Origin of the sequence: Kribbella deserti (assembly GCF_042434725.1) — a bacterium.
GTDB lineage: Bacteria > Actinomycetota > Actinomycetes > Propionibacteriales > Kribbellaceae > Kribbella > Kribbella deserti.
Map to the genome: position 1 here is coordinate 507,249 of NZ_JBHLTC010000018.1, position 24,004 is coordinate 531,252.

Genomic DNA, 24,004 nt, shown 5'->3' on the forward strand with positions numbered 1-24,004 from the left:
CGATGAACGGCGACACGCCGCGGGTGGGTGGTCAGCCGATGGAGACGAGGGTGCGGGTGTCTGCGGCGGGGGCGGCGGGGGCGGGCTGGGGTGCGGCGAGGAGGGTGAAGAAGTGGGGGATGGCGTCGGCTAGGCGGAGGAGGCCGGCCTCGTGGTGGTGCCAGCCGAAGGCTAGTTTGCCGTTGATCTCGCGTTCGGCCAGCGGAATGGCGTGGGCGCCGACGACGAGGCGGTCCGGACCGATCTGCGGGTGGTGATCGGCGCAACCGCACTCGGGCGCGATGACCACGTGCGCGAGGGCGTGCTCGGCGAAGAGGCGCAGGCGCAGCGTCGTACCGCGGGCGGTGAAGTGCGCGACGGTGCGGTCGGGGAGCCGGACCAGCAGTTCGACCGGTACGGCGGCCGAGCCGGGCAGCAGCTGGAGACCGCGGGCGGCAAGCAGGTCAGCGAAAGACGAGAGCTTCATCGTGGCGAATCCGGATTCCTGTGGTCTGTGTTGTTGGCGTCGGGCTTGGAGCAAGGCCTCGCACGCCGGTGACGGCGTACGTCAGCGACAACAACAGAGACAACACAGGGTGATTCGCATGATGGAAAAGATGATGGCAGACCCCGAAGCCGCTGCCAATCCCGACCCACGATCTGAGACACCCCCTGCCACCGCAGCGACCCCGCCAACCGACAGCCGGGATTCGGCGTGGCTACCGGCCTTCGGCGCGGACGCGGCTGCAGCAGTACCGGCCTTCAGCGCGGATGCCGGGTTTTGGGGCGTCCGCTACCGAGTTTTGTGCCGGCTACCCGGTTGCAGCCAGGTAGTGGCCACAAAAGTCGGCAGCGGACGTCACCTCAGCTGCAGACGCAGTCGCGCGCGTCCACGTTGGGCGCGATCGAGGCCGGGCAGCCTGTTCGCGGTCTGATCGCGATTCGTGCTCAGCAGAACGGCTAGTCGGCCTTTTTGCCGAACATGATCTCGTCCCAGCTCGGTACGCTCGCGCGCTTCGAACCGCGACGGGCCGGCTTCTTCTTCGGCTCGGGCGCGGGTGCTTCCGGCGCCGCCTCGGTACCACCCGTCGCATCGGCTCCAGCCGTCGCGCCAGCACTCGCCGCCGGACCAGCGCCTGCCGCCGGACCAGTGTCGGCGCCCGGCTGGGCCGTCGGAGTGCCCGGAGCCGGGGACGACTCGACCTTGGGAGCCCGCGCCTCGGTAGCCGGAGCGACCGGCGCGGTCGGGGACGGAGTGGCAGTGCGTGCTACCTGCTCACCGCCGACCCGCTCACCCTGAGGCTGCGAAGGCTGGTGCTGAGGTGGCCGCGGCACCGGGTTCTGACGCGCGGCCGGAGATGTCGGCGAAGGGGCTGCTGGTTCGAACGGAAGGGCGTCACTCGGCTCAGGCCGCTCGACCCGCCCAGCCCGATCAGGCGCCGCCGCACGGAACGACTCGCCACCCGCCGCCGGACGCTGCTCACCACGCTGCGCCTCACCACGCTGCGCCTCACCACGCTGCGCCTCACCACGCTGCGCCTCGCCCACGCGCTGGGATTCACCGCCACGCGGCGACTCGCCACGCTGGGATTCGCCACGCTGGGATTCACCGGAACGGAGCTGGTCGCCGCCAGGCTGGCCGGAGCGCTGCTGGTCACCCGAAGGCGAAGACGGACGCGGCTGGCCAAAGCGGGAAACCGTGGCGTCAGGCGCTTCCGGCTGGCGATCGGCCGGCACATCGCGGCTCTCGAGCGGCACCTCAACCGGCCGCTCTGGCGAACGCTCGACCGTACGAACCGTCGGCCGGATCGGCGCGGGCGGATCCACCGGACCCACGTTGATCAGCGTCGGCTCTTCGTCCGGGGACCCGGAGTTGCCAGTGGTCGACGGCACCGACTGGAACCGCCGCGGCCCACCTCGCTCGTCCCGGTTCCCCGGCCGCTCGCGAGTGATGCTGATCGCGTCCTCGAAACCGGCTTCGAAACCGGCCTCGTAACTGTCGGCGACATGATCCGGCGCGATGTCGAACGTGTTCACCACCGCGGTCAAACGGCGCTCGGGCTGCTGTGGCGCGATGACCTGGGTCTGCTCACCGACCAGCCAGCGCGCTTCCTCGTCATCGGGCACGGCGTAACGCCCGGGAGCGTCGTACGCGAACATGGCGACGTGCTCGGTGTCCTCGGCCTGGTACGACACGCGGACGGCCCAACGGCCATCGTCGCGGCGCCACGCGTCCCAGTCGGCGGTGGCGGGATCGACCTGGCGGCCGCGGAGGCGCTCGGTGACCCAGGCGCCCAGGTTGCGGGTCGGGCCCTCGCCACCACGGCGGCGGACCGACGCACGCTGGGCCAGATTCGCGACGTGATCGCGCTCGGCCAGGACGGGGCCGGCAAAGGCCATCACCCGTTCCATCGGCATCTGGGCGACCGCCGCGACCGCTTCGGGGCTTTCCCCGGCGCGAATCCGCGCCTGGATGTCCCTGGGGCGGAGGGCGCTCTCCATTTGAATCTCCAGCTGGCCGAGTCGGGCACGGTCGCCGCGCAGGGCAGCGCGCAACCGGTCATCGACCGGGACGGCGAACTCCTCACCCGTCTCGGCCACGGCCAGGATGAGCTGCTTGCCATCCGAGCTCAGGCCAACGAGTTTCGCCTCGCGCATTGCCTTCTGTTCTCCTGTGCGGTTCTAGACAGTCTCTCCCGGGATGCTTGCCTGACCAAGACCGGCGCGCCGTGCCGGACGGTCATTGTGGAGGTTACGTCACGGCAGACCATCTTGGCTGCTCAGCAGGGCCCTTCGTGTCACATCAGTCACACAAGCCCCATCCCACTGAGCGTTAACAGACAGGTACACAGGGTCCGGGACCACAAGTGATCCCGGACCCGAATCGCGTCAGCTGAACGCGGCGCGGATCTTGACCGCCCGGCGCAGGTCGTCGGCCTCGTCGCTGACCGAACGGCGAATGCCGGTCGAGACCGACTCGTCGGCGGCGAGCGCCTCCGCTTTGCGGACGACCTGCTCGTCGATCACCGTGTTCGGGAAGGCCAGCAGCGCCGAGCGCGCGATGACCCAGCCGGAGCGCAGCTTCTCGGTTCCGGCGATCTCCGCGAAGTAGCGATCGACGTACGGCGCGGTGACGTCGAGCTGCGCGGGATGCCAGAAGCCCTCGCAAGCGGCGTACAACTCGTAGTTCGCCACCTCGGCATCGCTGCTGATCAGGGCCCAAGCCCGTTCCTTGGCCTCCGGCGTCGGCAGCGCCGCGCGGCAGCGAACCGCGTGCACCTCGCCCTCGGACGACTTGTCGCGAGCCAGTTCCGCGTCGATCTCGGCGTCACCAATGGCACCGATTCGCGCGAGCTGAAGCGTGATCAGCCAGCGCAGATCCGCGTCCACGGCCAGGCCGACCGGTACGCCATCGCCGTGGAGCCAGCCGTTCAGCATGTCCGTGTCGGTCGTCGTACCAACCACGCCGCGGGCCACCGCGAGTTGCAGGCTGCTGCCGGCCGGGGTGGTGCCGAGGCGTGCGGTGAGGACCTCGGCGAGGCGACCGCGGTACGGCTCGTACGGCAGGTAGCGGCCGAGCAACCGGGTCCGGGCCCAGTTGCACAACGTGGCCACCGCGATGTCGGAGTCCTCGTGCGGCAGCGCGGCGAGCAGTACGTCGAACGCGAGGCGCGGATCCAGCTCACCGTCGGCGGTCGCGTCGCGCAGGCTGTTCCAGACGGCGGCACGGGTGACGCCGTCGGCGATGTGCGGCAACACCTTCGCCAGGTTCGCGAGGCTTTCCGCGTCGAGGCGGATCTTGGCCCAGGTGTCGTCGAGCGCGTCCGGTACGACGACCGCCAGCGACGGGTCCAGCTCGACCTCGACGGAATCCGCGTCGAGCAGCACCGGCACGGACACGGCCCGCCCGGTCTCGTCGTACCCGCCGACGGCGAGTTGGTGCGGCCGTCGGGCGGAGGAACCGGCCGGTACGACGCGGTGCAGGCGGATACCGGTCGCCGTACGCTCGGCGCTGATCGTGTCCAGGCCGGCCGTCTTGAACCACTGCGTGGCCCACTCGTCCAGGCCGACCGCGCCGGCCTCGGTCCACTTCGCGAGCAGATCGGCCACGGTGGCGTTGCCGAACTCGTTGTCCTTGATGTGCGCGCGGACGCCCTTCAGGAAGACGTCGTCGCCGAGGTAGGCCACCAGCTGCTTGAGCACGGCGGCGCCCTTGGCATACGAGATGCCGTCGAAGTCCTCCAGCGAGCCGGCCGCGTCCTTCACGGCGTCACTCGCGACCGGGTGGGTCGACGAGCGCTGATCGGCCTGCATACCCCACCACTTGCGGATGAAGGCGAAGTCGAGCCAGTTGTCCGTGTACCGCGTGGCGGCGGTGGCGACGCGGTGGGCCATGTACTCGGCGAAGGACTCGTTCAGCCAGAGGTCGTTCCACCACTTCATCGTGACGGTGTCGCCGAACCACTGGTGGGCCATCTCGTGCACCACCGTGCGGGCCCGGTTGCTGCGCTCGCCCTCGGTGACGGCGGAGCGGAACACGTACTCATCGCGGAACGTGACGCAGCCCGGGTTCTCCATGGCGCCGGCGTTGAACTCCGGCACGAAGACCTGGTGGTACTCGCCGAAGGGGTAGCGGTAGCCGAACAGCCGGTGGAACTCGTCGAACGACTGACCGGTGACCTCGAAGATGTCCTCCGGGTCCAGGTACTGCGCGAGCGACTGGCGGCAGGCGATGCCCAGGTTGATGCCGTCGTGCTCGCTGCGGACCAGGTGATACGGACCGGCGACCAGCGTCACGAAGTACGTCGACAGAGGCTTGGTCTCGGCCAGTTCCCAGCGGCCGGGGGAGACCTGGGTGGCGGCGCCGTTGCCGAGCACGATCCAGTCGGCCGGCGCGGTCACGGTGAAGCTGTACGGCGCCTTGAGGTCGGGCTGGTCGAAACACGCGAAGATCCGGGGCGCGGCGTCCAGGAAGGACATCGCGTACAGATAAGGCTTGCCGTCGGCCACGTCGACACTGCGGTGCAGGCCCTCCCCGTCGTTGGAATAGGCCATCTCCGCGACCACGACCAGCTCGTTCTCCGCGCGCAGGCCGGTCAGCTCGAGCCGGCCGTCGGCCAGGCCGGCGACGTCGATCGAGGCGCCGTTCAACGTGACGGAGGTCAGCGCCTCCGGCTTCACGTCGAGCCAGCTGGACTGCTGCGACGCCGCGAAGATGATCCTGGCGGTGGACGCGAACGTGCGGTCCCCACGGGTCAGGTCGAGGTCGACGGCGTAGGAGTGGACAGTGAGTGCGGCCGCCCGGGTACGGGCTGACTCGGCGGTAAGGCTCGGCATGCCCCGATGCTATGCGGTGCCGCTGACAAAAACCGTCGGCCCATGGATCTAAGGTGCTGCCATGACTCTTGGGGACTACCGCCAGCTGGGCGATTCGGGCCTGACCGTGAGCGTGGTCGGGCTCGGCTGCAACGCCTTCGGCGGCCGGATCGACGCCGGGCAGACCACCGCCGTGGTGCATGCGGCGCTGGACGCGGGCGTGACCTTGTTCGACACCGCCGACGTGTACGGCGGTGAGCCCGGCCAGAGCGAGACCCTGCTCGGGCAGGCCCTCGGCAGCCGCCGGGCCGACGTGATCGTCGCGACCAAGTTCGGCCTCGACATGCGCGGCGCGAACGGTCCCGACTGGGGTGTCCGTGGCTCCCGGCGGTACATCCGCAAGGCGGTCGAGGCGAGCCTGCGGCGGCTCAACACGGACTGGATCGATCTCTACCAGCTGCACACGCCGGACCCGCTGACGCCGATCGAGGAAACGCTCGAGGCACTTTCGGAGCTGGTTGCCGAAGGCAAGGTTCGCTATCTCGGCAGCTCCCAGTTCGCGGGCTGGCAGGTGGTCGACGCGGACTGGACCGCCCAGGCCGGCGGCCACCAGCGCTTCATCAGCGCCCAGAACAAGTACTCCCTGTACGACCGCGACGCCGAGGACGAGCTGATCCCGGCCTGTGAGCACGTCGGCGTGGGCGTCTTGCCGTACTTCCCGCTGGAATTCGGCCTGCTCACCGGCAAGTACCGCCGTGGCGAGGCCGCGCCCGAGGGCACCCGCCTGGCCAGCCAGACCGCCCGGCTGGAGAACGCGGACTTCGACCGGATCGAGGCCATCGAGCGGTTCGCGCAGGAGCGCGGCCTGACCATGTTGCAGGTCGCCATCGGTGGTCTGGCCGCACAGCCGGCGGTCGGTTCCGTGATCGCGGGCGCCACCCGGCCCGAGCAGGTCGTCGCCAACGTCGAGGCCGGCGCCTGGCAGCCGACCGCCGAGGACCTCGCCGCCCTGGACGAACTGTGACCCTGATCCTGCTGCCGCCGTCGGAGGGCAAAACCGGGCGCACGCGCGGCAAGCCCGTCGACCTGCCGAGCCTGTCGTTCCCCGAGCTGAACCCGGTCCGCGAGTCGGTCCTGGAAACCCTCGCCAAGATCAGCGCCAGCGCGGACGCCGAGCGAATCCTCGATGTCGGCCCGTCCCTGGCCGCCGAGGTCGAGCGCAACACCCGCTGGCGGACCGAACCGTCGGTGCCGGCCGCCGAGTTGTACTCGGGCGTGCTGTACGACGCCCTCGGTTTCGCGACGCTCTCACCCGGCGCCAAACGGCGAGCCGCCTCCCGCCTCGTGGTGGTATCCGCCGCCTGGGGCGCCTTGCGGATGGCCGACCGCGTCCCGCCGTACCGGCTCTCGATGGGTACGACGCTGCCGGGCCTCGGGCCGCTCGCTTCGGTTTGGCGCGAGCCGTTGGCCGAAGCGCTCAGCGCCTTCGCGGGGGATCGCCCGATCGTGGATTGCCGCTCGTCGACGTACGTTGCCGCCTGGCGGCCTTCCGGCCCGCAGGCGGATCGCTGGGTGTCGGTGTCGGTGGTTCGGGAGCGCGACGGGAAGCGCTCGGTCGTTTCGCACAACGCCAAGCACACCCGCGGCGAGGTGGCGCGGCATCTGCTGGAGTCGGGCAAGGATCCGCGCAGCGCGCAGGGCATTCACGCGCTCGTCGCGCAGCGCTGGACCGCCGAACTCGAGCGCGCCGCCGCCGGCTGGACGCTCACGGTCGTCGAAAGGGACTGACAGGGTTCACCTGCCGGTGGTTTCCCCGCGCGCCGGGACGGGGAAGGGTTGGGCAGCGAAGCCAAGGGGGGCCGCCCGACGCCCGGAGGTCTTGAGATGCGCCGCCTGTTCGCCGTTGCCGTGTTGTTTGTTGCCACCGTGGCGCTGTCGCTGACCGCGCCGGCCGCGTACGCCTATCCGCCGACGCCACCGAGCGAAGCTACCGCCCGATCGCAGCTCAGCGCGCTGACCGTGCGGGCCGAGGGCTCCAGCACGGGCTACAGCCGCGACCTGTTCCCGCACTGGTCGACGGTGTCCGGAACCTGCGATACCCGCGACCAGGTGCTGAAGCGGGACGGCACCGGCGTGACGGTCGACTCGGGCTGCGAGCCGACAGGTGGACGTTGGTACAGCGTGTACGACGGGGTCTGGGTCGAGGACGACTCGCTGGTCGATATCGATCACATCGTGCCGCTGGCCGAAGCCTGGCGGTCCGGTGCGAACACGTGGACCACGAGCCGGCGGCAGCAGTTCGCGAACGACCTGACCCGGGCACAGCTGATCGCGGTGACCGCGTCCAGCAACCGCTCGAAGGGCGATCGCGATCCGGCCGCATGGAAGCCGACCAGCACCAGCGTGCACTGCATCTACGCCCGCGAGTGGATCTGGGTGAAGTCCTACTACGGTCTCTCCCTGCAGTCCGCCGAAAAAACCGCCCTGACCACCATGCTCGACGCCTGCTGATCACGCCAAGGATTGGTGGGGTGCCGCGGCTTGGTCGTTAAGGAGGCAGCTAGTGTCCTGAGTCGTCGAGGAGGCGGCGGCGTTGGGCGTGGACGCCGGCCTGGAAGCGGGTGCGGGCGCCGAGTAGGTCCATCAGTTCGGCGACGCGGCGGCCGACGGTTCGGCTGCTGAGCGTCAACTGCCGGGCGATGGCGTCGTCCTTGAACCCGGCCGCGAGCAGTGTCATCATCCGCGCGTCGAGCTGATCCCCGGGGGTGCTCGTGACGATCGGCACCGCCTGGTCCCACAACAACGAGAACATCTCGATCAGCGCGTCCAGCAGCGCGCACGGATGCACCACCAGCGCGCTGTCGACCAGTTGATCGACCGAGAGTGGCAGCAGCGCCGCCGTCGTATCGAAGACGGCCAGCTTCATCGGCACCTGCGGATGCACCCGCGACGTTTCACCGGCATCCGCCGCGCTGAACACCTCGTCGACACCACCCGGCTGTTCCAGCGAATCCGGCGAGTAGATCCCGCGCACGGTCACGCCGTCGCGCATCAGGCTCCGCACGGTCCGGTCCGACTTGTCCGCGCCGGCGGCGTACGGCGGGCGGTCCAGGACGAGCAGCTCCCGCTCGGTGCCTTCGAGTAGCTGGGCGAACCGGGCGGCGATGGCCTCCTGCCCGATGATCACCTCGACCAGGTTCTCCGGCCGGTACCGCTCGTGCGCCCGTACCTCGGACAGCATCGTCTGTGCCTCGGCCTGGACCTTGTCGAGCTCGGCCCGCTGCCGCGCGATCAGTACGCCGATCGCGACATCGGGCCGGGCCGGCATCAGCTGGTCCGAGCGCCGGGTCAGCAGCCCGAGGGATTCGAGCTCGTCCACCGAGCGGGCGATCTCGTCCGGCGGGCGGCCGATCTGCTCCGCCAGTGTCGCGACGGTGCTGCCCGGTGCCGTGAGCAGTACCCGGTAGACCTCTTCCTCGGCAGCCGCCACGCCGACCGTCTCGAGCATCGAACCTCCCACCCTCGCCTCGGCGTCAGGCTATCCCGCCGAGCGGATCAGGCGGGCAGGATTTTCGGTGTGGCCGCGGCGGTTCAGTGTTCGTGCACGTGGTCCTCGTGCTGGTAGTGGCGATGGCCGTCGTGCAGGTGGTCCAGGTGGTCTTCGTGCTGGACCGTTTCGCAGCCGTCACCCTCGGTGTGCGCGCCGTCGTGCCCGGTGTGCAGCCGGGCCTCCGGGTGGTGCTCGCCGTCATGAACGTGGTCGACGTGGTCCTCGTGCGGTACGGTCTCGCAGCCGTCGTCGGGCAGGTGCTCGTGATCGACGGCCTCGGCGTGCTGGGTCATTGTTTTTCCCCTTCGTTGCGGTGAATTTCACTGTTCACCCGGCCGCACCGGAACGCAAGAGCGGATTGTTGCCGTTGGCAATCTGTGCGTATTCCGCAGCAATCTCGACAGATAGGACCGGCCGGAGAATTCGGTAGGCGGATCCGGCGCGCGGATGGACAATCGTCCGGTGATCACGAGCTTGGGGTTCCGGACCGATCTGATGCTGCTTCAGTTGGAGGGCAGCGAAGTGACCGAGCGTCCGGACTATGTCGTCGTCCGGACACCCGCCAACCCGACGTTCTGGTGGGGCAACTACCTGTTGTTCCGTGCGCCGTTCGCCCCGGGTGATATCGACGCGCGGGTGGCCGCGTTCGAGGCGGAGTTTCCCGAGGCGAGCCATCTCACCCTCGGCCTGGACACGACCGACGGAGTCGTCGGGGCCGTCGACGAGGTACGCGCGGCTGGGTTCGAGATCGAGACGAATACCGTAATGTCCGCGACCGAGGTTCTACCGCCGGCCCGGCCGAACGCCGAGGTGACGATCCGGCAGTTGCGCAGCGACGACGACTGGTTCCAGCACCTCGCGATCAGCCGGACCGTGAACACCATGGACGTTGAGGGCTACCAGGAGTTCTCCGCCCGCCGCAACGACGGTTACCGCCGCCTGATCGAAGGCGGTCACGGCGCGTGGTTCGGCGCGTTCGACGGTGACGTCTTGCTGTCGTCGCTCGGCCTCATCTCGGATGGCGGCGAGGTGGCCCGCTACCAGAACGTGCAAACCCTGGAAAGCGCCCGGAACCGTGGCCTGGCCACCACGCTCGTGCATCACGCGTCACAGTACGGCTTCGGCGAACTGAAGGCCAAGACCCTGGTGATGGTCGCCGATCCCGACTACCTGGCGATCCGGATCTACCGGACGTTGGGCTTCTCCGACAACGAGAAGCAGTTGCAGTTCACCCGTCAGCCACAGGTCCCCTGAGCCCATGGCAGGGTTGGACGCATGACGGCAACTCAGGGCCTGACGATCGAACAGCGTGACTCGACGGGGAACCGCGGCACGGCCTTGGTGACGGGTGGCAGCCGGGGCATCGGTGCCGCCTCGGCGGTTGCACTCGCGGCGGATGGCTGGGACGTCGGCCTGAGCTACCGGACCGAGGCGGACCAGGCAGCGCGAGTTGTCGCCGCCTGCGAGAAGCTCGGCCGCAAGGCGTACGCCGTACAGGCCGACGTGGCGGAGCCGGCCGACATCGAGTGCCTCTTCGACGAGGTGACGGCACACCTCGGACCGCTGCGCGCGCTGATCAACAACGCGGGCGTGATCTCCCCGGCGGGCCGGGTCGCCGAGTACGACGCCGCGCGGCTCGAGCGGTTGCTGCGCATCAACGTGACCGGCGCCTTCCTGGTAGCAGGTGCGGCCGTTCGCCGGATGTCCACCGCGTCGGGCGGCGAAGGTGGCGTGATCGTCAACGTGTCGTCCCGCGCCGCCGTACTCGGATCGGCGGGGGAGTACGTCGACTACGCCGCCTCCAAGGCCGCGGTGGACGCGCTCACGATCGGCCTCGCGAACGAGGTGGCGAAGGAGGGCATCCGCGTGGTCGGCGTACGGCCCGGGCTGATCGAAACCGACATCCACGAGCCCGGCCGACTCGATCGTCTCGGGTCCACGCCGCCGCTGGGTCGTCCGGGTACGGCGGACGAGGTGGCCGAAGCCATCGCCTTCCTCGCCTCCGACCGCGCGTCCTACATGACCGGCACCACCCTCGACGTCAGCGGCGGCCGCTAAGCCATGCAAAACGTGGGTGGGAAAACGTCAAGGGGTTGGGATGGCTAGGTGGGTGGGGGTGGTTCGGCCGCGGACGGTGAGTTCGCCGTGGGGTTGCCAGTGGGCGGCTTCGTCGGGGCCGGCGTGGTCGACGGCGGTCATGGAGGCGACGAGGCGGCCGGGAACGGACTTGGCGAGTTCGGTGAGGCGGGCGGCCTCGTTCACGGGATCGCCGATGACGGTGTACTCGTGGCGTCGTTCGTCCCCGACCGTGCCGGCCACGACCACACCCGCCGTGACGCCGATACCGGCCGTTGCCTCGGGCAGCTCGTCGGCCAGCCGGTGAGCCAGCGCCCGGGCCGCGGCGAGCCCGTTGCCGGCGGCATCCTCGAGTTCGGTTGGCGCGCCGAAAACCACCAGCGCCGCGTCGCCGGCGAACTTGTTCACGAACCCGCCGTGCCGGTCCACCTCGTCCACCACGATCGCGAAGAACCGGTTGAGCAGGGCAACCACCTCGACCGGGGGCCGGGTGGCGGCCAGGCCGGTTGACCCGACCAGGTCGACGAACAGCACCGCCGCGAAGCGTTCCGCGCCGCCGAGGTTGTGCCGGGTCAGGGCGTCGCGGACCACCTCCGGGCCGACGTACCGGCCGAAGACATCGCGGATGTGCTCGCGTTCGCGCAGCCCGGCGGCCATCTGGTTGAACCCAGCCTGGAGCGAGCCGAGCTCCGTGCCGTCGAACACCGGGATGCGCACGTTCAGGTCGCCGCTCGCGATCACCGCCAGCGCGGTCCGTACCGAACGGACCGGGACCACCACCGACTTCGCGGACAACACGGTGAGCAGGCAGCCGAAGATCAGTACGACGCCGCCGAGCGAGAGCATGATGACCGCCAGCCGCGTGGCGGATACGTCCTTGTCGATCAGCGAGAGCAGCGCCGCGAGCATCAAGCCGGCCACCGGTACGCCGGAACCGGCTGCCCAGAAGAAGATCGTGCGCTCTTTCAGCCCGGCCGCCAGCAACCGCCTCGGCGGTGGCGAGTCGACCAGCGCGCGGGCGGCGATCGGCCGCAGCGAGAACTCCGCCAGCAGGTATGTCGCCGCACACGTCACGATGCCGCCGTCGAACGTGGTGACCAGCACCCGGACCACGCTCGCTGGCTCGAGAATGATCGCCACCACGGTGAAACACACGGTCGCGAGCAGCCAGAAGAAGGCCACGATCATCGTCAGCTGCAGCGGCAATCGCAGCGTGGTGATCTGGTCCTGCCGGGTCGCCGGCCGGTTCTCCTGCGCCCAGCGGGTCGCGCGGAGAGCGCGTTTTGTGCACCAGATGCTGCCGATGATCAAGGCCGCGGTGAGGTAGCCGACGGTGATCAGGACGCGGATCAGCTGTCCCTCGGTTTCCGGCCCGGGCAGCACGAACACGGCCAGCACGAACGCCACGGCGGCGCCGGTGAGGTTGGCGCCGACCAGCAGCACGGTGAGCAGTGTTTGCACCCGGATCCGCAGCATTCTCGGGCTCTGATCGGCGGGCCCGAGCAGCCAGGATCCGAACGGCCGTCGCTGCAGAACACGGGCCGGACTCCGCTCCGCCATCATGCCCTCCAGTGTGACGCTGTTGCGCCGTGACGCTTTTTCGCCACTCCGACGGGCCAATGCGTGGGTATGGTCCTCCGAACGAACACCAGCCACACCGGGAGCCCCCGTGACCCATGACCGCCACTCGTATGCCGAACCGACCACCGTGCGGACCCGGCATCTCGACCTGGATCTAGCGCTCGACTTCACCGCGAAGGTGCTGAGCGGGTCCGCGACGCATACCCTCGACTGGGCCGAAGGCGCTGGGGACCGCCTTGTGCTCGATACCCGGGACCTGACCGTTCTAGGGGTCGAAGGCTGGTCGGAGCCGGACTGGGAACCGCTCGTTTTCGAGCTGGCGGAGGCGGATGCCGAGCTCGGCTCGGCGCTGACGATACGGACGGCCGGCCATCGCAAGGTGCGGATCCACTACCGCACCGCGCCGACCGCGACGGGCCTGCAATGGCTGGAGCCGGAGATGACCGCGGGCGGCGTACTGCCGTTCATGTTCAGCCAGTCGCAGCACATTCACGCGCGCTCGTGGGTGCCGGTGCAGGACACGCCGGGCGTGCGGTTCAGCTATGCCGCGCATGTGACGGCACCACCCGAGCTGATGGTGTTGATGAGCGCCGACAACGGCACGGCCTCGCGCCGTACGGGCTCGTATGACGTGGTGATGCCCGAGCCCATTCCGTCGTACCTGCTGGCGATCGCGGCGGGCGACCTGGTGTTCGAGGCGACTGGCCCGCGGACCGGGGTTTGGGCCGAGCCGGAGATGGCGAAACGGGCCGCGGCGGAGTTCGCCGATACCGAGCAGATGATGCGGGTGACGGAGGAGCTGTTCGGTCCGTACCGGTGGGGGCGGTACGACCTGCTGGTGCTGCCGCCTTCGTTCCCGTACGGCGGGATGGAGAACCCGCGGATGACGTTCGCGACGCCAACCGTGGTGATCGGGGACAAGTCGCTGGTCAGCCTTGTCGCGCACGAACTCGCTCACAGCTGGTCGGGCAATCTCGTCACGCAGGACAGCTGGGACGACATCTGGCTGAACGAGGGTTTCACGGCGTACGTCGAGAACCGGATCGTCGAGGCCGTCTACGGCACGGAGTTCGCGGTGATGGAGACGGCCATCAAGCAGCACGCCACCGTCACCAAGCTCGACCCGCTGGACCCGGCCACCCAGGCCCTCGAACTGCCCGGGCTGAACCACGGCACGGAGTACCACGGCACCTCGGGTCTTGGCGCGCTGAAGGGCACGTGGTTCCTGGCGTGGCTGGAAGAGCGGTTCGGGCGGGACGTCTTCGACCCGTTCATCCGCGGCTACTTCGACCGGTTCGCGTTCCGGAGCATCTGTTCGGCGGACTTCGTCGGCCATCTCGAACGCGCGCTGCTCGAGCCGTACCCCGGCGTGGTCACCGCGACGGAGCTGGCCGCCTGGCTGGACCAACCGGGCATCCCGGCCTTCGCGGAGCGGGCCAAGTCGGCTCGCTTCAGCGTTGTGGACGAGGGCCGGACCACCTGGCTGGAAGGCGGTTCGTTGCCTGCGGCCACGGCCGAATGGACCACGCAGGAGTGGTTACGCTTCCTCGACGCGATGCCAGACGTGCTGAGCCACGAACAGCTGCGCACGCTCGACCAGGAGTTCGGCTTCACCGGTACGGCGAACGGTGAGATCGCCCGGCGCTGGTACTCGATCGTGGCCGCCAGTGGATACGAGCCGTCGTACGACGAACTGCGGCACTTCCTGATCCGGGTGGGCCGGATGAAGCTGGTCCTACCGGTCTACCGGGCACTCGTCGGCGCGGGCCAGGCGGACCGCGCGCGCGAGCTCTACGCCGCCGCCCGCGCCGGCTATCACCCGATCACCGCTGCCGCCGTCGAACGAATTCTGGCCAGCTAGTGTCCTGAGTCGGAAGTTCGTGCACATCTCCGGCGCCCAGGCACGCACCTCGCGGCGTTGGAGAAACGGCCACGATGCTAGAGCATCGCGACCGCTTCTCCGCCTTGCGATGCACGCACCTGGACACCGGAGCTGAAGCACGAACTTCCGACTCAGGACACTAGAACTCTGCGTTCATCGGTCCGAATCCGGCCACTCGTGGTCCGCCTTATCGTGCGGGTTGGCGTGGGCGAGGGCGGATTCGGATCGACGAACGCTAGCGGGGTTACAGGTGGTTGAGGGGTCGGGTGGCGGTGGCTAGTTCTTCGTCGGCGCGGACCAGGTAGGGCTCGCGGTCGACGACGAGCCGGGCCGCGGCGGCGCCGATGTCGAAGTACAACCCGATGAGTTCCAGGTTGCCGGCCGCCTCTGCCTCGCGAACGCAGGCGAACGTGCGCAGGTTCTGCAGCTGCATGCCGACATTGGTGACGGACAGCTTGTCGGCCGGAGCGAGGATTTCCCCAGTGACCGGATCGATGATGTCCGGCCTGTCGGCGGCGCGGCGCACGCTCGGTTCGAGATGGCGCAACCAGCTGCGCAAAGCGCCTTCGGAGGTCTCGCCCAGGGCGGCACCGGCCGCGCCGCAATGCGAATGCCCGCACACGACGATCGAGGCGACACCCAGGACCTGTACGGCGTACTCGATGGCGGCGTCGACGGAGTTGTCGCCAGAGTCGTCACCGGCCCTTGGTACGAGATTGCCGACGTTGCGCACGCAGAACTGATCGCCCGGGCCGCTGGTGGTGATCATGGTCGGCACAATTCGCGAGTCGGCGCAGGTGATGAACAACTGCGTCGGACGCTGGCCGTCCGCGGCCAGACGCGCGAGCATCGGGCGGACCTGATCGGCGGCGGTGGCCTCGAATTCGCGAATGCCCAGCAGGATCGAGGTCCGTTGCGCGTTCGACTCGGCGCTCTCGACCGGGGGTGCTGATGGCGCGAGGACCGTCGCCGCGGTGGCTCGCACGGACGGCGACAGTGTCTCAGTGGCGGGCGGGACCTCAGCGACCAGTGGTGGCGGGTCGAGCACCTTGCCGCCGCGAGAGATGTGGCCGCGGCGCCAATCCTGGATCGCCTCGTAGGCGGCGTGATCGAGATGGTTCACCCGGACGTCGAGGCGGACGTGCGCGCCGGCCGGAACCGTGCGCAGAGTCCGGACCAGCGAGGAGACGCCGAGGAACACCAGGGTGCCACGAATACGAACAGTCCAGACGCCGTCGGCACCTTCGGTCGCGGTCACGGTTGCCCGGGACAACCGGTAGAGCACTCGGGCCAGCGCCAGCGCCAAGCCGGCGAGCACGCCCTCGGCCAGACCGAGCAAGGCGACGCCCGCCGCGGTCACGACGTACACAATGAGCTCGTCGTGGTGCCGCAACGTGCGGATATGGGCCAGCTGGACCAGTCGCAGACCGGTGACCAGCAGAACGCCCGCGAGAGCCGCCATCGGAATCAGCTCCAGCATCGCGCCGGCCGCGAGCACAAAAATGGCGATCCACAGTCCGTGCATGATGGCCGACGCACGGCTGCGCGCACCCGCGGCGACGTTGGTCGAGCTGCGCACGATCACGCCGGTGACGGGCATGCCGCCGAGCGCGCCGGAGAGGGCATTCGCCGCGCCTTGGCCGATCAGCTCGCGGTCCAGATTGCTGCGCTGGCCGCGATGCAGCTTGTCCACGGCAACGGCCGACAGCAGCGACTCGACGCTGGCGACCAGGGCCACGGTCAGGATGGCGCTGGCGATGGCGGTCCAGGAGCCCGACGGCATGGCCGGCCAGATCAGCGCACGCAGCGGGTCGGCGGGCAGATCCACGCGGGTGACGTCCACCGTGAACGCCGAGGTCAGCGCCGTCACGGTGACCACGGCGACCAATGGTGCCGGAACCACCTTCACTTTCGGCAGTTTCGGCCAGACCAGCAGCATGATCACGGTCAGCACGCCGACCAGCACCGAGGCGGGGTGATGCGCGACGAGCTGCGCCGGCAGATCGGCGAGGTTGGCGATCAGCGAGCTCTCCGCCTGATCGCCGAGCACGACGTGTAGCTGCTGCACCGCGATGGTGATGCCGATACCGGCGAGCATGCCGTGCACGACGGCGGGGGACAGGGACAGCGCGAGCCGCCCGATCCGCGTAATACCGAGCAAAATCTGCAGTAACCCAGCGGCACAAGTGATGGCGGCGGTCGCCGCCCAGCCGAACTGCGCGACCAGAGAGGCGACGACCACGGTCAGGCCGGCAGCGGGACCGCTGACCTGCAAGCGGGAACCGCCGAGCGCGCCCGCGACAACACCACCGACAACGGCGGCGACGAGCCCGGCTATCAATGGAGCGCCCGATGCCGCGGCTATGCCGAGTGACAACGGAATGGCTATCAGGAAAACCACCAGCGAGGCCGGCAGGTCATGGCGGAGCACGGACCTGAAAGTGGTCCGGTCAGGGGCGGGGTGAGGTGACTTGATGGTCGGCACGGGTCCTCCGGCGTCTGTGCGCATGGGCAGCGGAACGTCGAAACAAAGAGTGTCGATCTGGTCACCGAGTGTACTTGGATTTTCAGGCAACCACTAATGCCGTTGTCTTGGGCAACGAGTCCTGCGACATCGGCAAACAGGTTGTTGCAGGCAACTAGAGGTCGAGCTGGCGCAGCACCGTGCGATGGGTGGCGAGATAGCCGAGTTTGTCATTGACGCTACGCATGTAGGTGTTGGTGTCGGCGGTATCGGTCAGCAGGCCGCCGAGCTCGGGGTAGTCGAGCCTGGCGCGGCGAATCGACTCCGCCTTCATCCAGAGCGCCAGGCGGTGGCCGCGATGCTCGGGCAGTACACCGGTGCCGTAGTGCTGCGCGTCACCCCGGCCATCGCCTGGCACGACCAGTTCCGTGAACCCGGCGATCTGCCCATCGCGGACGGCGGCCACCGTGTGCAGGTGGTCGCCGCGCTGATCGATTTTCTCGGCGGCGGCGCGGAGTTTCGGGATATCCCAGACAGTCGGTCCGTAGTCCGCGTCGTCCATGGGCATGTCGTCCATCGCGCGCCGCGAGGCGACGTAGGTCTCGGCCAGCTCATCCGGTACGAGGCCTTGCCAGGTCACGAGCCGATAGCCAGCACGGGGCTGACCGGCTATCGACTCGATCGCTTCGAGATCGGCCGTCGCCAGGGGGAGACGGGCGTACGTCAGCGTGAGCACCACCCGGAAGCCCCGGGCGGCGAGGAACTTGTCGCCTGGTGAGTCGGCATCGACCTGGCTCATGACGCATCGGCGGTTGTCCGCGCGGGCCGCCATCAGGATCTCGGCGAGCAGGTCGCTGCCAACGCCGGTACGACGGGAGGACGGGTGCACGGTGAGCTCGAACTCGCCGAGGTGGTCCTGGCCGGGGGAGGTGTACAGCCGGAGGAAGGCCGAACCGACCGGCACTGAGTCCGTGTCGCTGGCCAGCCAGGCCAACCTGCGGCTGGCCGGACCAGCTTCCGGATCAACCAGGGCGGTGATCATCTGTCTCCTCTTGTTCATGTCATCCGGCCGTCGCGGCCATCGGGGTGCGGCCGAGGTGGGTGCGGGTGCTGCGGCTTGGCTGCTCGTCGCAGGGGGACAGCCGCCCGTGCAGATGGGTCAGCGGCCGACGGCGTAGCCCTGCATGCCGCGCGGATTGGCTCCCGCGGTGAGTACGCCGTCCGGCTCGCGTCCCACGGCGCACAGCCGGCCAAGACTCCACGGATCGGACCGGGTAATCCGATGCCCACGCCGAACCAGATCGTCGATCACCCCGGGTGGGAACCGGTCCTCGATCGTCAGCCCGGCAGGCTCGAACTCCCGCGGCCAGAACGAACTCGCGAACGACCGCGTATGCCAGGCGGGCGCATCGATCGCCTCCTGCAACTCCCGCCTCTGCGCGAGTTGCCGAAGTAGGAAGATCAACTGCCACTGGTCCTGCTGGTCACCACCGGGAGATCCGCAGGCCAAGACGAACGAGCCCTCGCGGTGAACCATCGTCGGCGTCAACGTCGTCCGTGGGCGCTTGCCCGGAGCGAGGGACGACGCCAGTCCCGGCTCCAGCCAGAACATCTGCATCCGGCTTCCGAGGCAGAACCCGAGCTCGGGAATCGCCGGCGAGGACTGCAACCAACCGCCGCTCGGCGTGGCCGAGATCGCGTTACCCCAGCGGTCGACGACATCGATATGACAGGTATCCCCGCGCGTCACCCCGTCGGCCCGAACCGTCGGCTCGCCAACGCTCCCGTCCCGCCCACCGCGGCCGGCGCCCGCCCCGGCTTCGACTCGCGGATGGCCGGCAAGCGACGGCTGGGCGAGTGCAGGTATCACCGGCTCTCGCCCCTCCGGCCGCCCCGGTCGCAACTCGGCGCTCGCGTCGGCTCCGATCAACGCCGCGCGCGTGGCGGCGTACTCCTCCGAGAGCAAGGCCTTCAGCGGTACGTCCGTGCCATCGCCGTACCAGGCCTCCCGGTCGGCGAACGCCAGCTTGAGCGCCTCGGTCACCACGTGAACGCCATCCGCCGAGAGCAGATCCAGGTCCGCCGGATCGCCCAGTTCCGCAAGGGTGGCGAGCGACTGCAGCAACACCGGGCCTTGCCCCCACGGGCCGGTCTTGGCGACGGTGTAACCGTTCCAGTCGAGCGTGGCCGGTTCCTCCCAGCTGGCTTCGTACGCCACGAGGTCGTCGCCCGTGATCAACCCCGGGTGGTCCCGCCCACTGGAGTCACGATGGGGCAGACGCGCGAAACGGTCGATGGCCTCGCTCACGAACCCGGTACGCCATTCCTGCCGGGCCCGCTCGATCTGCGCGACGCGGTCCTCGCCGGCGGTCTCACCCGCGCGGACCAGTCGTTCGAGGGTTTCGGCATACGCGGGGTTGCGGAAGCGCTCGTTGGGCTTTGGCGGTTCACCGCCGGACAGCCAGAGCGCGGCGGACGTCGGCCAGTGCTGCTGGAACAGTTCGTTGACCTGCGCAACGGTATCGGCGGCACCGGCAACAAGGGGATGACCGTCGCGGGCATACTCGATCGCGGGGCTCAGCACGTCGCGAAGCGACTGCGTGCCGTGGTCGCGCAACAGCAGGAACCAGGCATCGACCGCTCCGGGCACCGCCGCGGCGAGCGGGCCGGATCCCGGGATGAGGTCCAGCCCGAGATCGCGGTAGTGCTCGATGGTCGCACCCGCCGGCGCGGGCCCTTGGCCGCAGAGAACCTTGGGCGCTGGATCGTCGGCGGTCGTGATGATCGCGGGCACCTCGCCACCGGGCCCGTTGAGGTGCGGCTCGACGACATGCAGCACGAAGCCGGCGGCGGCCGCGGCGTCGAACGCGTTACCGCCCAGCTCGAGCAGCCGCATCGCCGATTGCGAGGCCAGCCAGTGCGTCGACGAGACCATGCCGAAGGTGCCGCGCAATGTCGGGCGCGTCGTGAACGTCATGCGGCCCTCATCCTTCCAGGGCGGCGATCACGCCGACCGGGTCGCGGTCCGGTGACCCGGCGGGAGCCCAGACCTGATCGAGCAGCTCATACGGATGCCAACGCCCGAGCCGGTCGAGCCGAAGCTGTCGGGTCTCCGATCCGGTCGTAAGCGTCAGCCGGTTGTCCATCAGCTCGACCTCGAGTGACTCGTCATCCCACGCGGCGACCAGCTCAGCCCGCGCCCGCGCGGCCTCCCCGGTCGTGGGCGCCCACGAGTTCTCCAGTACGTCGAGGCCTTCCGCTCCGCCATATGACCAGGCCCGTACGGCGGTGGGCAACTCGGCGGCTCGTCCAGTGGCGGAGGCGAGCCGAGCTTCCAGCGGCGGGTAGTTTGCGGCCAGCCGCACGGCATCCTGCCAGTCGTTCAGCTCGGCAGGTGGCATCTCACCGGCGACCAGTCCCGCGAACATCCGACGAGCCCGGCCCACCGCGTCGATCACCAGTAGCGGCAGCGTGCTGGGGTCGAGACCGTCAGGCGGCTCGATTCCGGTGACCGGCAGATCGTCGATCGCCAAGGGTCCTGGCGCTGCCGGCACGTCTGGTAGGCCCTCGCTAGGGACACCAGGCTGGGTTGACGTCTCCGCGGGAGGCGCGGCGGGGACCGGGGTAGCCGCGTGAAGACGTTCGAGCAGGGTGTCGCGATCCTGCCCGCGGAGCAGCAGCAGGATGAACGGGTCCTCGTCGAGCAGCCAAGCGGTTTGATAACAAAGGGCGGCCGCATGCTGACACGGCAACTCCCACGACTCGCACGAGCAAGACGGGTCGAGGTCGCCGATCCCCGGCAGCAGCGGCACACCCGCGTCGCCCGCGGCTTCCACCAGCGCATGCGGCATCTCGCCGTCGAGCAACGCCGCGAGGAATCCCGAGCGAGCCGCGATCTGCTCGAGGAACCGGTCCCAGTCCGCGTCGGAAAGCCGGTCCACCAGCACGACCGCGTCGTAGCTGTCGTGTGGCCCGTGCACGGTCGCCGCGATCCGGCCCGGGCTGATCGTGATCGTGCCGACCTGACCGGAGTTCGCATAGCGACGGCCTTTGCGGAGCTGGTCGGCATCGAGCGAAGTGTCTTCCAGCGCCTGCACCCAGGCGCGCCCCCACCACGACTGGCCCCGCGTGCTACGGCCGCGCTGGGCGGGGAAAGCCGGGAAACCGCGGGCCTGTTCGCCGTTCATCGCGCACCTCGCAGCTCGACCAGGTCAGCCAGCTCGTCGTCGGACAGCTCGGTCAGGGCCGCTTCGCCGGAGGTCAGTACCGCGTCGGCCAGATCGCGCTTGGCCGTCAGCATGGCGGCGATCCGGTCCTCGATCGTGCCCTCCGCGATCAGCCGGTGGACCTGCACCGGACGGGTCTGGCCGATCCGGTAGGCCCGGTCGGTCGCCTGATCCTCGACCGCGGGATTCCACCAGCGGTCGAAGTGCACGACGTGATCGGCTCTGGTCAGGTTCAACCCGGTCCCGGCGGCCTTGAGCGACAACAGGAACACCGGCACCTCGCCCGCCTGGAATCGCTCGACCATCTCGTCACGCTGCCGCACCGGCGTCCCGCCGTGGAGTAGCTGGCTGGGAACCCCGCGCCCGGCCAGGTGCCGTTCGAGCAGACGGGCCATGGCGACGTACTGGGTGAAGATCAGGACCGAACCGTCTTCGGCCAGGATGGTGGCGAGCAGTTCGTCGAGCAGCTCGAGCTTGCCGGATCGGCCCGACAGCTTGGCCGTGTCCGGCTCCTTCAAGTACTGCGCGGGGTGGTTGCAGATCTGCTTGAGGCCGGTCAGCAACTTCACGATCAATCCGCGCCGGACCATCTTGTCGCCGGCCTTCACCTCGTCCATCAGTTCGCGCACGGTGGCCTCGTACAGCACGGCCTGTTCGCGGGTGAGGGAGACGCTTTGATCGGTCTCGGTCTTCGGCGGCAGTTCCGGCGCGATGCCCGGATCGGTCTTTTTCCGGCGAAGCAGGAACGGCCGGACCAGACTGGCGAACCGCTCGGCGGTATCGGCGTCCTTGTCGGCCTCGATCGGCGCGGCCCAGCGACTGCGGAAGTGGCTGAGCCGTCCGAGCAGCCCAGGTGTGGTCCAGTCGAGGATCGCCCACAGCTCGGAGAGGTTGTTCTCCACGGGCGTTCCGGTGAGGGCCACCCGGGCCTTCGCCGGGACCTCCCGCAGCGCCTTCGCCGTACCGGAAGAGGGGTTTTTCACGTGCTGCGCCTCGTCCGCGACGAGCAGGCCCCACTCGTGCCGGCCGAGGCGGGCCGCGTCCCGGCGCATGGTTCCGTACGTGGTGAGGACAAAACCGTCGCCGGCGCCTTCCAACGTTCGGCCGGTGCCGTGGAAGCGGCGCACGGGCACACCCGGGGCGAAGCGATTGACCTCGCGCTCCCAGTTCCCCAGCAGGGAGGCGGGACAGACGACGAGGGTCGGGCCGCTGGTCCGCGGGTCGAGCCGGCGATGCAGGTGCAGCGCGATCAGGGTGATGGTCTTACCGAGACCCATGTCGTCGGCCAGGCAACCGCCAAGCCCGAGCGAGGTCATCCGGACCAGCCAGCGCAGACCACGCAACTGGTAGTCGCGCAACGTCGCCTGCAACGCCTCCGGTGCCTCGGGTGGATCGTCGGCCCGATCGGGATCGGCGATCCGCGCGCGTAGTTCGTCCAGCCAGGCGCTCGGGCTGACCTTGACCTGGCGGCCGTCGATCTCGGTGGCGCCGGTAAGAGCCGCACCGAGGGCGTCGATCGCGGTGACGGGCTTGAGCATCCGATCGCGGGCTTTGCTCGCCAGTTCCGGGTCGATCAGCACCCACTGGTCCCGCAACCGCACGATCGGCCGGGTCGCCTCGGCGAGCGCGTCCATCTCGGCCTCGGTCAACGGATCGTCGCCCAGCGCCAACTGCCAGCTGAACGTCAACGTGCTGTCGCCACCGAAGAAGCTCGGCATATCCGAAGGCGCGGCCTCACCGGCACCGATCGCGGCGTGTGCGGTGAGCTTGCGCTGCAGGCCCTTCGGCCAGTGCACGTCCACTCCGGCCGCGGCGAGCCGGGCGGCGCCACTCCTGAGCAGGTCACCGACCTCGTCGTCGGTCAACGACATCTCGGCCGGTACGGCGGCGTCGAGCAGGCGGCCCAACGGTGCCCAGCTGCGGGCCGTACGCCGAATGGCCAGGGTGGTGTCGATCCGCGCCCGCGTGCCGAACCCGGGAACTTCCCCGGCCCAGACCTCTCGCGCGTCCCGCACCAGGGTCGGATCGCTCAGGCTGTGTACCTGGACGACCGCGACGAACTCACTGAAGCCGACATCGCTGTCGAGGTCGGCATCGAGGCCGGTCTCGACGTTGTGAAGGCGGGTCGTCTGGGTGGTGGAGGGGCCACGGTCGAGATCGAGGCGCAGGGAGATCCGCACACCGGAATCGAGACCCGCCGAGACCTCGTTCGACCAGGACGGCAGCCCTGGCACGCGCTGCGGCGCCTTCGCCGCGAACGGCAACGTGCCATGAGCGGCCGCGGCGGCAGGGGAGCGCGGCATGCCGTCGGCGACCGCATCCAGAAACGCCCGAACCATCGCGTCCCCATCCACAGGCGGGCCGTCGGTGCGGCGGGCGAGGGCGCCCGTTGGCAGCACCTGGGCGAGGTGCTGGATGCGCTCGACGTCGGTGGCTTCGAGTGGACCGACGCGCCAGGCGTCGTACCCCTCGGGGCTGACGCCGGGCAGCAGCCGCCCGCGGGCGACGAGTTGCAGGGCGGTGAGCGCCGCCGTACCCCAAAAGGCGGTGGTGGCATGCGCGTCACCGGCAGTACGGGCCCGGCCGAGAATCGGCACGGCCGCGCTCACCGGCAGCAGCACCACGCGTTGAACGCCCTGACCCGACGGCACGGTGGCATCGAAGACCTCGAGCTCGCCGGTTTCCCCGAGATCAAGCGGAAGTTCCGCACCGTCGGGCGACCAGAAGGCCATCCGGCTTTCGCGAGGCGGATCCGCCGGTTGAAAGGCCACCGCGAGATGGCCGAGCCGGTTTGCTGCCTCGATAGTTCCCTGCGTCACGCTGTCGCCGCTCCCCGTCTCGTGCCATTACCGATCCAACCCCGCGACGGCTTCCGCGCCGAAGCACCGGAAGCCGCCGGGCGAGTACGTCCACCCGCACCCGCCCAAAGC

At 69.3% G+C, this 24,004-nt stretch carries 17 protein-coding genes; 6 read left to right on the forward strand and 11 right to left on the reverse strand.

The window, feature by feature from the left end:
* Nucleotides 1-31: 31 nt before the first annotated feature.
* The 3 genes from ACFFGN_RS15635 to pepN form a co-directional block, all read right to left on the reverse strand.
* The gene (locus ACFFGN_RS15635; RefSeq protein WP_380048004.1) at nt 32-466 is read right to left on the reverse strand and encodes a hypothetical protein; all 435 of its coding nucleotides are present in this window, start codon (nt 464-466) and stop codon (nt 32-34) included.
* 473 nt (nt 467-939) lie between these two features.
* On the reverse strand, nt 940-2,637 hold the full coding sequence (sepH, locus tag ACFFGN_RS15640) for a septation protein SepH (protein WP_380048006.1): 1,698 nt from the start codon (nt 2,635-2,637) through the stop codon (nt 940-942).
* 231 nt (nt 2,638-2,868) lie between these two features.
* The gene (gene pepN, locus ACFFGN_RS15645; protein WP_380048008.1) at nt 2,869-5,316 is read right to left on the reverse strand and encodes an aminopeptidase N; all 2,448 of its coding nucleotides are present in this window, start codon (nt 5,314-5,316) and stop codon (nt 2,869-2,871) included.
* Nucleotides 5,317-5,377: 61 nt separating this feature from the next.
* Here pepN and ACFFGN_RS15650 point away from each other — a divergent pair, with 61 nt between their 5' ends.
* The 3 genes from ACFFGN_RS15650 to ACFFGN_RS15660 all read left to right on the forward strand — a co-directional run bounded on the left by ACFFGN_RS15650 (nt 5,378) and on the right by ACFFGN_RS15660 (nt 7,806).
* A complete protein-coding gene (locus ACFFGN_RS15650) occupies nt 5,378-6,319 on the forward strand; it encodes an aldo/keto reductase (protein ID WP_380048011.1) in 942 nt (313 codons plus the stop codon).
* Nucleotides 6,316-7,083 carry a YaaA family protein gene (locus ACFFGN_RS15655; protein ID WP_380048013.1) on the forward strand — a complete coding sequence of 256 codons (768 nt, stop codon included), beginning with the start codon at nt 6,316-6,318 and terminating at the stop codon, nt 7,081-7,083. Before ACFFGN_RS15650 ends, ACFFGN_RS15655 begins: the two co-directional genes overlap by 4 nt.
* Before the next feature lie 96 nt (nt 7,084-7,179).
* The gene (locus ACFFGN_RS15660; protein ID WP_380048015.1) at nt 7,180-7,806 is read left to right on the forward strand and encodes an HNH endonuclease family protein; all 627 of its coding nucleotides are present in this window, start codon (nt 7,180-7,182) and stop codon (nt 7,804-7,806) included.
* 49 nt (nt 7,807-7,855) lie between these two features.
* Here the strand turns inward: ACFFGN_RS15660 and ACFFGN_RS15665 are convergent, their stop codons facing one another.
* Nucleotides 7,856-8,803, reverse strand: a complete 948-nt coding sequence (locus tag ACFFGN_RS15665) for a helix-turn-helix domain-containing protein (protein WP_380048017.1) — start codon at nt 8,801-8,803, stop codon at nt 7,856-7,858.
* An 83-nt stretch (nt 8,804-8,886) separates the two neighbouring features.
* Complete coding sequence (locus tag ACFFGN_RS15670; RefSeq protein ID WP_380048019.1) at nt 8,887-9,138, reverse strand: hypothetical protein; 252 nt, start codon at nt 9,136-9,138, stop codon at nt 8,887-8,889.
* Between the two features lie 169 nt (nt 9,139-9,307).
* Here ACFFGN_RS15670 and ACFFGN_RS15675 point away from each other — a divergent pair, with 169 nt between their 5' ends.
* Both ACFFGN_RS15675 and ACFFGN_RS15680 read left to right on the forward strand, forming a co-directional pair.
* The gene (locus ACFFGN_RS15675; RefSeq protein ID WP_380048021.1) at nt 9,308-10,099 is read left to right on the forward strand and encodes a GNAT family N-acetyltransferase; all 792 of its coding nucleotides are present in this window, start codon (nt 9,308-9,310) and stop codon (nt 10,097-10,099) included.
* Between the two features lie 21 nt (nt 10,100-10,120).
* Nucleotides 10,121-10,903, forward strand: coding sequence for an SDR family oxidoreductase (locus tag ACFFGN_RS15680; RefSeq protein WP_380048023.1), 783 nt, complete (start codon nt 10,121-10,123; stop codon nt 10,901-10,903).
* A 27-nt stretch (nt 10,904-10,930) separates the two neighbouring features.
* On the opposite strand, the gene ACFFGN_RS15685 is transcribed toward ACFFGN_RS15680, so the two are convergent.
* Nucleotides 10,931-12,484, reverse strand: a complete 1,554-nt coding sequence (locus ACFFGN_RS15685; RefSeq protein WP_380048025.1) for an adenylate/guanylate cyclase domain-containing protein — start codon at nt 12,482-12,484, stop codon at nt 10,931-10,933.
* 106 nt (nt 12,485-12,590) lie between these two features.
* Here ACFFGN_RS15685 and ACFFGN_RS15690 point away from each other — a divergent pair, with 106 nt between their 5' ends.
* Nucleotides 12,591-14,363: a M1 family metallopeptidase gene (locus ACFFGN_RS15690; RefSeq protein WP_380048027.1), complete on the forward strand. Its 1,773-nt coding sequence runs from the start codon at nt 12,591-12,593 to the stop codon at nt 14,361-14,363.
* Nucleotides 14,364-14,628: 265 nt separating this feature from the next.
* On the opposite strand, the gene ACFFGN_RS15695 is transcribed toward ACFFGN_RS15690, so the two are convergent.
* The 5 genes from ACFFGN_RS15695 to ACFFGN_RS15715 all read right to left on the reverse strand — a co-directional run bounded on the left by ACFFGN_RS15695 (nt 14,629) and on the right by ACFFGN_RS15715 (nt 23,893).
* Complete coding sequence (locus ACFFGN_RS15695; protein ID WP_380048029.1) at nt 14,629-16,815, reverse strand: bifunctional SulP family inorganic anion transporter/carbonic anhydrase; 2,187 nt, start codon at nt 16,813-16,815, stop codon at nt 14,629-14,631.
* Between the two features lie 208 nt (nt 16,816-17,023).
* Nucleotides 17,024-17,890, reverse strand: coding sequence for a GNAT family N-acetyltransferase (locus ACFFGN_RS15700; protein WP_380048031.1), 867 nt, complete (start codon nt 17,888-17,890; stop codon nt 17,024-17,026).
* Nucleotides 17,891-18,007: 117 nt separating this feature from the next.
* The gene (locus ACFFGN_RS15705) at nt 18,008-19,825 is read right to left on the reverse strand and encodes a gamma-glutamyltransferase family protein (protein WP_380048033.1); all 1,818 of its coding nucleotides are present in this window, start codon (nt 19,823-19,825) and stop codon (nt 18,008-18,010) included.
* A gap of 7 nt (nt 19,826-19,832) precedes the next feature.
* Nucleotides 19,833-21,035 carry an SWIM zinc finger family protein gene (locus ACFFGN_RS15710; protein WP_380048035.1) on the reverse strand — a complete coding sequence of 401 codons (1,203 nt, stop codon included), beginning with the start codon at nt 21,033-21,035 and terminating at the stop codon, nt 19,833-19,835.
* Nucleotides 21,032-23,893 (reverse strand): SCO1167/SCO6262 family helicase, encoded by a 2,862-nt coding sequence (locus ACFFGN_RS15715; RefSeq protein ID WP_380048037.1) that lies wholly within the window; start codon nt 23,891-23,893, stop codon nt 21,032-21,034. Before ACFFGN_RS15715 ends, ACFFGN_RS15710 begins: the two co-directional genes overlap by 4 nt.
* Nucleotides 23,894-24,004: the final 111 nt, after the last annotated feature.

Excerpts from the sequence above, each read along its gene's own strand:
- ACFFGN_RS15635 (WP_380048004.1), bottom strand. The coding sequence starts at position 466 with ATGAAGCTCTCGTCTTTCGCTGACCTGCTTGCCGCCCGCGGTCTCCAG.
- sepH (WP_380048006.1), bottom strand. The coding sequence starts at position 2,637 with ATGCGCGAGGCGAAACTCGTTGGCCTGAGCTCGGATGGCAAGCAGCTC.
- pepN (WP_380048008.1), bottom strand. The coding sequence starts at position 5,316 with ATGCCGAGCCTTACCGCCGAGTCAGCCCGTACCCGGGCGGCCGCACTC.
- ACFFGN_RS15650 (WP_380048011.1), top strand. The coding sequence starts at position 5,378 with ATGACTCTTGGGGACTACCGCCAGCTGGGCGATTCGGGCCTGACCGTG.
- ACFFGN_RS15660 (WP_380048015.1), top strand. The coding sequence starts at position 7,180 with ATGCGCCGCCTGTTCGCCGTTGCCGTGTTGTTTGTTGCCACCGTGGCG.
- ACFFGN_RS15665 (WP_380048017.1), bottom strand. The coding sequence starts at position 8,803 with ATGCTCGAGACGGTCGGCGTGGCGGCTGCCGAGGAAGAGGTCTACCGG.
- ACFFGN_RS15670 (WP_380048019.1), bottom strand. The coding sequence starts at position 9,138 with ATGACCCAGCACGCCGAGGCCGTCGATCACGAGCACCTGCCCGACGAC.
- ACFFGN_RS15680 (WP_380048023.1), top strand. The coding sequence starts at position 10,121 with ATGACGGCAACTCAGGGCCTGACGATCGAACAGCGTGACTCGACGGGG.
- ACFFGN_RS15685 (WP_380048025.1), bottom strand. The coding sequence starts at position 12,484 with ATGATGGCGGAGCGGAGTCCGGCCCGTGTTCTGCAGCGACGGCCGTTC.
- ACFFGN_RS15700 (WP_380048031.1), bottom strand. The coding sequence starts at position 17,890 with ATGATCACCGCCCTGGTTGATCCGGAAGCTGGTCCGGCCAGCCGCAGG.
- ACFFGN_RS15705 (WP_380048033.1), bottom strand. The coding sequence starts at position 19,825 with ATGACGTTCACGACGCGCCCGACATTGCGCGGCACCTTCGGCATGGTC.
- ACFFGN_RS15710 (WP_380048035.1), bottom strand. The coding sequence starts at position 21,035 with ATGAACGGCGAACAGGCCCGCGGTTTCCCGGCTTTCCCCGCCCAGCGC.